This is a genomic window from Streptococcus sp. 2021WUSS126 (genome assembly GCF_044427255.1).
Classification (GTDB): domain Bacteria; phylum Bacillota; class Bacilli; order Lactobacillales; family Streptococcaceae; genus Streptococcus; species Streptococcus hashimotonensis.
Window position 1 is genome coordinate 24,875 of record NZ_JAOTGI010000020.1, and the last position, 10,557, is coordinate 35,431.

Here is a 10,557-nt window from a genome sequence, read left to right on the forward strand (position 1 = left end):
TTTATTACTTCGACGAGCGAGGAAACATCGTTTCCTTATTTCCAACTTCAAACACTCCACTGGAGTGTTTGAACTCACCTTGCCTAACTCCAGTTATGCCTGCGGCTGTTGACACAAACTTCGTTTGTTTCATCTCCGACCTTCAAAGGTTCCCCGAACCTTTGAAGCTAGTAATAAAAGTAAACCAAAAGACTAGATTAAAGTAAGTCTATTTTATCACAAAATGTAAGAGATTTCAGAAGTAAAGCGAAGAAAAAAAGTTGGTCTCCCAACTTCTTTCTATTTTTTCCAAGCAGATCGTTCTGCTACAACTGTAAACAAAACATCGGTTGATGAGTTGAGGGCTGTTTCACAAGAGTCCTGAATCACTCCGACCACAAATCCGACTCCAACTACTTGCATGGCTAACTCATTTGGAATGCCAAAAAGACTACATGCTACTGGGATGAGGAGAAGCGAGCCACCTGCTACCCCAGATGCTCCTGCTGCTGATAGTGATGCAACAACGGATAAAAGAAGAGCTGAGCTGAAATCAACACTGATGCCAAGTGTATGAACAGCTGCCATTGTTAAAATATTAATCGTAATAGCCGCGCCAGCCATATTAATTGTGGCACCGAGTGGAATGGATACTGAGTATGTATCTGGATCCACTCCTAAACGTTTGCAGAGCTGCATATTGACAGGGATATTAGCTGCTGAACTTCTTGTAAAAAATGCCGTAACCCCACTAACCCGAAGACATTCAAACACCAGCGGGTAAGGATTTTTCTTCATTACAAGAAAAGCAATCAAGGGATTGACAACAAGCGCGACAAAAAACATGCTTCCAACCAAGAGTAAGAGCAGTAAGCCATAGTCTTTTAAAGCTGTCAGACCATTATTTGCAATGGTATCGAAAACCAAGCCCATGATACCAAATGGTGCCAGACCAATAATCCAGCCTACAACTTTAGAAGTCACTTCCGCAGCAGATTGCAATAAATCTTTGGTTGTCTTGCTTGCATGACGAAAGGCCAAGCCAAACACTGCCGCCCATGTCAAAACACCAATATAATTAGCCGTTGCAAGAGCATTGATTGGATTGTCAACGACCTTCAACAAGAGGTCTTGGAATACTTCAGCAATCCCTTGTGGAGGAGTAATGTCCGTAGTCGTTGTAGTAGAAAGAACCAGTTTAATAGGGAATAAATAGCTTGCTCCTACAGCAATGAAGGCCGCAGCAAAAGTGCCAAATAGATACAAGCAGATAACTGTCCTCATATTCGATTTTTGACCAGCAGGAGCTTGTGATAGAGCATGCGCAACTAGTGTCAGAACCAAAAGAGGGGCTATAGCTTTCAATGCTCCTACAAATAGACTACCAAAGAGAGCAATGACCGTTATTTTTGGAGCAATTAAGCCTAGTAACACTCCCAAAACAACACCAATTCCGATTTTTCGGATTAAATTCATTTTTTTCCATACAGATATTATTTTATTCACTCATTTACCTCCAAACAAACATTTTTCAATCATAGCAGAAAAACGAAGGTTGGTCAATAGCATAAAAAATGAGATATTACACAGCGGAAGCCTGAAAAATCTTGCACAATCATTTCAACTTTACCTACTGAGTTAAAAAGGACATCTTTCGGTGGCTTGTTTCTACCACTTTATCGATAAATTCGCTATATAATCTGAGGCAAATTGAGTCAAGCGATTGCGACTGTCTTTGGATTCATAAAAATCAATCATGGCAAAACCAGCTCGTAATTGCCCAGCAATCTGTTCTTCTAAGGTGTGGCTAAATTCATAGCCATATTCTGGGTCAATTGTAATTTGTCCTGTTTCTTCTAATTGTCGTGCATTGAAAGGTAGGCTGTACATTGGAACCAATGCTCTGTCTGGATGCTCCCAAACATCATCAGCATCAAAGACATAAATCCAAGGGTTCATGTAACCAACCATGAGCAAGCCACCTTTTTTCAAGACCCGATAGGATTCCCGCCACATATTGGTCAAATCTTCAATATAAACATTTGAAACCGGACAAAAGATGATGTCAAAACTCTCGGCTTCAAAAGGAAAAGGCTGTGTCATATCTGCCTGCACCGTTTGCAAATCCAGATTTTCTCGCTCAGCAACTAGCCTATCCTTGTCCAACTGTTCCTTGGAGAAGTCCATAATGGTCGTTTGGTAACCGTGAGCCGCAAACATCGGTCCCTGTTGACCACCACCACAGGCCATCCCCAACAATTTCTTGCCTTGGGCCTTTTCAAACCAGTCAAGCGGCACCGTCTTTCCAACCGTCAGGGAAACAGATAAGGGCTTGTCTTTGGCAACAAGAAATTCCTCATGACTGAGCGGAACCGTGTAGGCATTTCCCTGTCTAGCTGAAACTCGATTCCAACGTTCTTGATTGTAGTTTACATAATCTGTCATTCTTATCTCCTCTGGAGAGGCCTAGCAAATCTGACCTCGTTCTATTCTTTTCATATTTTTACCTCCTTTACTATGCTCATTCTATTATAGTATAAGCACAAAGAACAAGCTACCTTTCGATAGCTTGTTCCTTAAGTCAATTCATTAAAATCCCATACATCGTCCACCCAGCCTTCATAGAAATCAGGCTCGTGGCAGACCATGAGAATTGAGCCCTTATAGGCTTGAAGGGCACGTTTGAGTTCATCCTTGGCATCCACATCCAAGTGGTTGGTCGGCTCGTCGAGAACCAAGACATTGTTTTCACGGTTCATAAGCAAACAGAAACGAACTTTGGCCTGCTCACCACCTGAAAGAACTTGAATTTGGCTTTCGATATGCTTGGAAGTCAGACCGCAACGAGCCAAGGCAGCCCGTACTTCCGCCTGGTTAAGGGCTGGAAAGGCATCCCAAACGGCTTCCAGCGGGGTCTGACGATTGCCGCCAGCTACTTCTTGCTCGAAATAGCCTAGTTCCAGATACTCCCCGCGCTCCACAGAACCGCCTAGCGGTGGAATAATCCCCAGCAAACTTTTAAGAAGAGTAGATTTACCGATACCGTTGGCACCGACAATGGCAATCTTCTGGTTGCGTTCAAAGGTCAGATTGAGCGGTTTACGTGTCAATACACGGTCATAACCAATTTCCAAATCAGTCGTTTGGAAGATAAAGCGACTTGGAGTTCGAGCCATTTTGAAATCAAATGAAGGCTTTGGTTTCTCTGCTTGAAGCTCAATAATCTCCATCTTGTCCAATTTCTTCTGACGAGACATGGCCATGTTTCGAGTTGCAACTCGGGCCTTGTTACGGTTAACGAAGTCCTGCAAATCTGCGATTTCCTTCTGCTGGCGCTCATAGGCTGCCTCCAACTGAGCCCGCTTCATAGCATGGACTTCTTGGAATTGGTAGTAATCACCTGTGTAGCGAGTCAAAAGCTGATTTTCCACATGGTAGACAATGTTAATCACATCATTCAAGAAAGGAATGTCGTGCGAAATCAAGACAAAGGCATTCTCATAGTTCTGCAAGTAGCGTTTGAGCCAGTCGATATGTTCGGCATCTAGATAGTTAGTCGGCTCATCCAGTAGCAAGATGTCAGGCTTTTCCAAGAGCAATTTTGCCAAAAGAACTTTAGTCCGTTGGCCACCTGATAACTCCGTCACGTCCTTGTCCATGCCATAGTCCATGACACCAAGGGCACGCGCTACTTCGTCAATCTTGGCATCAAGCGTATAGAAATCACGGCTTTCCAGACGGTCTTGCAGCTCACCAACCTCTTCCATGAGGGCATCCATATCGGCTCCCTCTTCTGCCATAGACATGTAAATATCATTGATACGAGCTTCTGTCTTGAAGAGTTCATCGAATGCTGTCCGCAGGACATCACGGACTGATTGACCTTTTTCTAGTTTAGCATGCTGGTCTAAATAACCTGCTGTTACATAACGTGACCATTCAACCTTGCCTTCATCTGGCTGCAACTGACCTGTCACGATGGACATGAAGGTCGATTTCCCTTCACCATTGGCACCGACAAGACCGATGTGCTCCCCTTTCAAGAGACGGAAGGAGACATTCTCAAAAATCGCACGGTCACCAAAACCATGACTCAAATTCTTTACTTCTAAAATACTCATAATTTCCTCACAAAAGAGGCTGGAAATCCTTCCAGTCTCTGTTTCATTCTTCTTAATCTAATCCGATTTCCGCACGGACCACATCGGCAATGGTGTCCACGTAGTAATCGACTTCAGCATCCGTTGGCGCTTCTGCCATAACACGCAAGAGGGGCTCAGTGCCACTTGGGCGAACCAAAATACGACCGTTGCCAGCCATTTCTGCTTCCATTTTTTCAATGATAGCTGCAATAGCAGGCACTTCCATTGCCTTGTCTTTCATGCTGTTTTCCACACGGATATTGACCAATTTTTGTGGGTAAATGGTCACTTCTGCTGCCAATTCTGACAACTTCTTACCAGTTTCTTTCATGATTTTGGTCAATTGCACAGCGGTCAACTGGCCGTCTCCTGTGGTGTTATAATCCATCAGAATCACATGTCCTGACTGCTCACCACCGACATTGTAGCCTTCCTTGCGCATTTCTTCGACCACATAACGGTCACCAACTGCGGTCACAGCTTTTTCAATACCTTCACGATCCAAAGCCTTATGGAAACCAAGGTTGGACATAACTGTAGTCACAATTGTATTTTTGGCCAATAGACCTCGATCAGCAAGGTATTTACCAACGATGTACATGATACGGTCACCGTCTACCAAATCACCATTTTCATCGACAGCAATCAAGCGGTCACTGTCACCATCAAAGGCAAGTCCAATTTGACTACCTGTTTCCTTGACCAGTTCTTGCAATTTTTCAGGATGAGTAGAACCAACACCTTCGTTGATGTTCAAGCCGTCTGGCTTTTCAGCCATTACTGTCAAATCCGCTCCCAAATCTACAAAAATTTGACGCGCAGATGTTGCTGCAGCACCATTGGCTGTATCGAGTGCAACTTTCATACCGTCCAAATCTGTACCAGTTGACACCAAGAATTGCTGGTACTTACGTAGACCTTCTGGATATTCTACCACATCTCCTAAACCTTGAGCAGATGGGCGTGGCAATGTGTCTTCCTCAGCGTCAAGAAGAGCCTCAATTTCCGCTTCCAATGCATCATCCAATTTGAAACCATCACCAGCAAAGAATTTGATACCGTTATCTTGCGCTGGGTTATGACTTGCAGAAATCATGACACCTGCACTTGCTTTTTCAGTTTTGACTAGGTGAGCAACACCCGGTGTCGCTAAAACTCCCAATTTATACACATGAATCCCTACTGATAGAAGTCCTGCAATCAAGGCAGCCTCTAACATTTGACCTGAGATACGTGTGTCACGCGCCACAAAGACACGAGGAACATCCGTCTCATGCTGGCTAAGGACATAACCACCAAAACGACCCAATTTGAATGCTAATTCTGGCGTTAATTCTACGTTTGCTTCTCCACGGACACCATCTGTCCCAAAATATTTACCCATTTTCATAACCTCTTATTTTGTTTTTGTAAGTATAATTTGCATATTTGCTTCCGTCTGAGACAGTACAACTGGCAAGACATTGCCATCGCTGTCTACAGCCTGTAATTTAGCTGTGCCACTATAGTTCTCAGACAGATTGCTCACATCCATCGCAACAGCTTCGACCCGATCAATCTTAGCCATTGTTTCTTCATCCGTTGTCACTTTAACGGTATCTACGTTGACTGAGACCTTAGACAGACTGTAACCTTCTGCCAATTGATTACTATAGACTCGACCTGCTACTGGGAATGCCTTGCTAACTTTTTTACCAATCTTGACGGTAATCGCATCAGGTGCCAGTGTCGCACTCACTCCTGCCGGTAAATTGGTCAATTGTAGCTTGACAGTTTGTGTCCCATCACTCAACTCTCTCAAATCCGCAGTCACTTGAAAAGTCCGAGTTGACTCATCTGATTCTCTCTGTAGGAGAACACGATTAGAGCCCCTTAATTCAACTGCCACCGTCGAAGAAAATCCGGAAATAAAATACTTGTTTGTATCATATTCAATCTCAATCGGTACATTGTTAAGTGTGTGAACATAGGTTTCTGACTCCGTGTTCTGTGCAGCTGATTCTGAATTTTTATAGTTGGTGGTTGTTGCATAGAAAAAGAGCAACAATGCTAGGAAAATAGATAGGGCTAAGTGACCTACAGCTTTAAACTTATCGTTCATGTTTGCCACCTCCTAATCGCTTCCAGATGGACTTTTTCTCTACATTTTCAGAAATAAAAGTCGCTCGCAACTCTGCTTCAAACTCATCCAATGTCAAGTCATGTTTGAATATCCCGTTTCGTGCAATAGAGATACTGCCAGTTTCTTCAGAAACAATAAATACAAACGCATCAGATACCTCCGATAAGCCAATGGCTGCACGGTGTCGTGTTCCAAATTCCTTTGAAATTCCTGCGCTCTCTGACAGGGGCAAATAAGCACAAGCAACCGCTACCTTGTCTTCCTTGACAATTACGGCCCCATCGTGTAACGGTGTATTCGGGATGAAAATATTTATTAACAATTCCTGAGATATATCCGCATTGAGAGGAATCCCCGTTGCTCTATATTCTTGCAATGTTTGAGCTTGTTCTACTGCCACAAGTGCACCAATTTTACGCGGAGACATATAAGCAACAGATTTGAGAAAAGCAACAATTAGCTTTTCTTCTGCACTCACAGTATTTGCCCCAAAAATCTGAGTTGTCCTGCCGAGTTTTTCAAGCATGGCACGCAACTCTGGTGCAAAAATAACTACTGCTGCAATAACTCCATACGTGATTACTTGATTAATCAGCCAAGCAATCGTCTGCAGACCGAATAAACTAGCTATAATCTGGACAATAATGAAGAGAAAAACCCCTCGAATCAATGTCATAATTTTAGTACCTGCAATAGCCTTACTAAAATTATAAATCAAATAAACAACTATACTAATATCAATTAGGTGCAACAGTGCGGTCCAAGGACTGGCTATCAAACTCGACCAATACCCTGTATCCAGTAACTGGTTTAGGTTTAACATATCATTCTCATACTTTCTAACTCATACATAGTAATGTACTCATTATACCATATTTTTTCCCCTTTTCTTTAGAAAATAGTGACCTTCCTGTTAAAAATATTACAGATTTACTGCAGGAATATATCACATTCCAACACACTCCATTCTAGAAAATCAGTGACCTTTATGATAAAATAGTCCCATGAAAATAAATACAGCTTTGGGTATTCTAGCAGGAAAAAGTTCCCAGTTCATTTTGAAAAAACTAGGACGTGGTACTACCCTGCCTGGAAAAATTGCCCTCAAATTCGATAAACATATTTTAGATAGTTTGGCTAAGGATTATGAAGTCGTTGTTGTCACAGGTACCAACGGTAAGACTCTGACCACCGCCCTGACAGTTGGCATCCTCCAAGAAGCCTTTGGAGAAATTACGACCAATACCAGCGGTGCCAATATGATTACAGGGATTACAGCCACCTTTTTATCTGCCAAGAAAAATAAAAATGGCAAGAAGATTGCCGTCTTGGAGATTGATGAGGCCAGCCTGGCCCGTGTAACCGACTTTATAAAGCCTAGCCTGATTGTCTTCACCAATATCTTCCGCGACCAAATGGACCGTTACGGCGAGATTTATACCACCTACCAGATGATTTTGGACGGGGCTGCCAAGGCACCTCAGGCAACCATTCTCGCCAACGGTGATAGCCCGCTTTTCAACTCGACCACCGTTATCAATCCAGTAAAATACTACGGTTTTGCGACGGAAGAGCATGAGCCACGTCTGGCCCATTACAATACCGAAGGCGTTCTCTGCCCGCATTGCCACCAGATTATCCAGTACAAGCTCAATACCTACGCTAACTTGGGCAGCTATATCTGTAACAACTGTGGCTTTAGCCGACCTGAGCTGGACTACAAGTTAACTGAGTTGAAGGAAATTACTAATACTTCTTCTACCTTTGCCATTGACGGTCAGGATTACAAAATCAACATCGGTGGGCTTTACAATATCTACAATGCCCTGGCAGCTGTCAGCGTGGCAGAATTTTTCGGCGTATCTCCTGAGAAAATCAAAGCAGGATTTGACAAATCCAAGGCCGTTTTCGGTCGCCAAGAAACCTTTAAATTGGGCGATAAAGATTGTACCCTGGTCTTGATTAAAAACCCTGTCGGTGCAACCCAGGCCATTGAAATGATGAAACTGGCTCCTTACGATTTCAGCCTGTCCGTCCTTCTCAATGCCAACTACGCTGACGGAATTGATACCAGCTGGATTTGGGACGCCGACTTTGAACAAATCACTCAAATGGACATTCCACAAGTCTTTGCAGGCGGTGTTCGCTCGTCTGAAATTGCCCGTCGCCTCCGTGTGACTGGCTATCCAGAGGACCAGATTACTGAAACACCAAAACTGGAAGACATCATGACCTTGATTGAGCAGTCCAGCAGTCAGCATGCCTATATCCTCGCAACCTATACGGCTATGCTGGAATTCCGTGACTTACTGGCTCAACGCCAAGCTGTTGGAAAGGAGATGAAATAATGGTCTATACATCATTAAAAAGTCCTGAAAAAGACTACGCTTATGATCTCCACATCGCCCACCTCTACGGTGATTTGATGAATACCTACGGTGACAATGGCAATATCCTCATGCTCAAGTATGTGGCTGAAAAGCTGGGTGCTCGTGTTCAGGTGGATATCGTTTCACTGACAGATGAATTTGACAAGGATTTCTACGACATCGCCTTTTTCGGTGGTGGACAAGACTATGAACAATCTATTCTTGCAAAAGATTTACCGACTAAAAAAGACAGCCTAGCAGACTTCATCGAAAACGACGGTGTCATGCTGGCTATCTGCGGTGGCTTCCAGTTGCTCGGTCAATACTACATCGAAGCTGGTGGCCGCAAGATTGACGGACTGGGTATCATGGGCCACTACACCCTCAACCAGACCAACAACCGCTACATCGGTGACATCAAGATTCACAATGATGAATTCAACGAAACCTACTACGGTTTTGAAAACCACCAAGGCCGTACCTTCCTAGCTGACAACCAAAAACCGCTGGGCAAGGTTGTCTATGGCAATGGCAACAATAAGGAAGACGGTGGCGAAGGCCTGCACTACAAAAACACCTTCGGCAGCTACTTCCACGGACCAATCCTGTCCCGCAATGCCAACCTAGCCTACCGCTTGGTCACAACTGCCCTCCGTAAAAAATACGGACAAGACATCCAACTAGCCAGCTACGCTGACATCCTCAGCAAAGAAGTCGCTGAAGAATACGGCGATGTGAAAAGCAAGGCAGAGTTTGATACTCAATGAAAATCAGAATCAGACTAGGCGACGCAGATGCAGATAGAACTGAAGTTCATCAAATCAAGTCAACAACGTCTGACTTTGATACTCAATTAAAATCAAAAATAGCCGATATCCAATCTCTATGTACAATTGATTTGAGTTGATAAACAGTTAAGGTTTGAATAATCTCTTGAAGTTTATCGATTACCTCATTTAAAGTCTTAAATACTTTATTCTTGAAACCAAGTTTACGAATCTCAGCCCAGACTTGCTCAATAGGATTCATTTCAGGTGTATAGGGTGGAATGAAGGTGAATTCTATATTCTCAGGAATATTTACTGTCTTCGATTTATGCCAAATGGCATTATCCATAACTAAAATAATATAATCTTCTGGATAAGCTGCCGATAGCTGGTGTAAAAATTCATTCATCCAATCACTATTACATCCGCCTGCTATGATGAAAAATGAGTCGCCTCTATGGGCATCCACAGCTCCATAACAATAGCGGTACTCACGAATATGGTGACTAGCTACGTGAGGACGATAACCTTTAGGAGACCAACACGAACCAAGTTTACTGATACGCCCAAAACCCGCCTCATCCTGATACATAAGGCGAATTTGTTGATATTCTTTTCCATTAATAAAACGCTTACTCACTCTCTCTTTGAATAAAGATTTTATTTTTAGACGCTAAAATGGTTTCGGCGTCTGCTTTTTTCGGATGTTGGGGACGTGGGCTAACTTTACGCCAACCATGACGTTTCAGGAGAGCATAGAAACCTTCTCGGGTTGTCTTGTGCCCAACTCTCTCTTGATAGGCTTTAAAGAGGGAGTTAACGGTAACGAATTCTCCATTCAAAGAAGAAGAGAGTTGCTCTTTAAGGAAATCTTCTTCCTCCTTATGCGTCATATAGGAGCGGCGGCGACCACCACGATTTTCCTTTAAGAGGGCTTCTAAGCCACCACTTAGATAGCGATTCAATAAGTTGCGGACTGTCTGATGGACAAAGCCTACTGATTTAGCTACGGATGTTAAATTATTGCATTCAGAATAAAGAATGAGTGCCTGTATTTTTCTATGATGCGGAGCATTATTTTTATCTTTAAGTGCTTGCTTTAATTCTTCGACTTGTGTTTGGGTAAGTTCTTTTGTCATAATACCATTATAACGCTATTTTTGATTTTTGTTAAGTAT

Annotated in this window: 9 protein-coding genes; 2 read left to right on the forward strand and 7 right to left on the reverse strand. The window is 43.1% G+C overall.

The window, feature by feature from the left end:
- Positions 1–279: 279 nt before the first annotated feature.
- The 6 genes from sstT to cdaA form a co-directional block, all read right to left on the reverse strand.
- The gene (sstT, locus tag ODU39_RS08020) at positions 280–1,455 is read right to left on the reverse strand and encodes a serine/threonine transporter SstT (protein WP_239514655.1); all 1,176 of its coding nucleotides are present in this window, start codon (positions 1,453–1,455) and stop codon (positions 280–282) included.
- A gap of 192 nt (positions 1,456–1,647) precedes the next feature.
- Positions 1,648–2,424 (reverse strand): class I SAM-dependent methyltransferase, encoded by a 777-nt coding sequence (locus tag ODU39_RS08025; protein ID WP_398580204.1) that lies wholly within the window; start codon positions 2,422–2,424, stop codon positions 1,648–1,650.
- Positions 2,425–2,555: 131 nt separating this feature from the next.
- Positions 2,556–4,100 (reverse strand): ABC-F family ATP-binding cassette domain-containing protein, encoded by a 1,545-nt coding sequence (locus ODU39_RS08030; RefSeq protein ID WP_009910410.1) that lies wholly within the window; start codon positions 4,098–4,100, stop codon positions 2,556–2,558.
- A 52-nt stretch (positions 4,101–4,152) separates the two neighbouring features.
- The gene (gene glmM, locus ODU39_RS08035; protein ID WP_023370847.1) at positions 4,153–5,505 is read right to left on the reverse strand and encodes a phosphoglucosamine mutase; all 1,353 of its coding nucleotides are present in this window, start codon (positions 5,503–5,505) and stop codon (positions 4,153–4,155) included.
- Positions 5,506–5,517: 12 nt separating this feature from the next.
- Positions 5,518–6,222: a YbbR-like domain-containing protein gene (locus tag ODU39_RS08040; protein ID WP_024399761.1), complete on the reverse strand. Its 705-nt coding sequence runs from the start codon at positions 6,220–6,222 to the stop codon at positions 5,518–5,520.
- Complete coding sequence (gene cdaA, locus ODU39_RS08045) at positions 6,212–7,066, reverse strand: diadenylate cyclase CdaA (RefSeq protein WP_024399762.1); 855 nt, start codon at positions 7,064–7,066, stop codon at positions 6,212–6,214. The genes ODU39_RS08040 and cdaA overlap by 11 nt, the downstream gene beginning before the upstream one ends.
- Positions 7,067–7,247: 181 nt before the next feature.
- Here cdaA and murT point away from each other — a divergent pair, with 181 nt between their 5' ends.
- A complete protein-coding gene (murT, locus tag ODU39_RS08050; RefSeq protein ID WP_024385423.1) occupies positions 7,248–8,591 on the forward strand; it encodes a lipid II isoglutaminyl synthase subunit MurT in 1,344 nt (447 codons plus the stop codon).
- Positions 8,591–9,379 (forward strand): lipid II isoglutaminyl synthase subunit GatD, encoded by a 789-nt coding sequence (gatD, locus tag ODU39_RS08055; protein ID WP_205041119.1) that lies wholly within the window; start codon positions 8,591–8,593, stop codon positions 9,377–9,379. Before murT ends, gatD begins: the two co-directional genes overlap by 1 nt.
- Before the next feature lie 82 nt (positions 9,380–9,461).
- Here the strand turns inward: gatD and ODU39_RS08060 are convergent.
- Positions 9,462–10,518, reverse strand: a protein-coding gene (locus ODU39_RS08060) for an IS630 family transposase (RefSeq protein ID WP_398580205.1) whose coding sequence is annotated in 2 segments (ribosomal slippage) — positions 9,462–10,052 and positions 10,054–10,518 — 1,056 coding nt in all. Because the reading frame shifts where the segments join, the coding sequence is not laid out codon by codon here.
- Between the last annotated feature and the right edge of the window lie 39 nt (positions 10,519–10,557).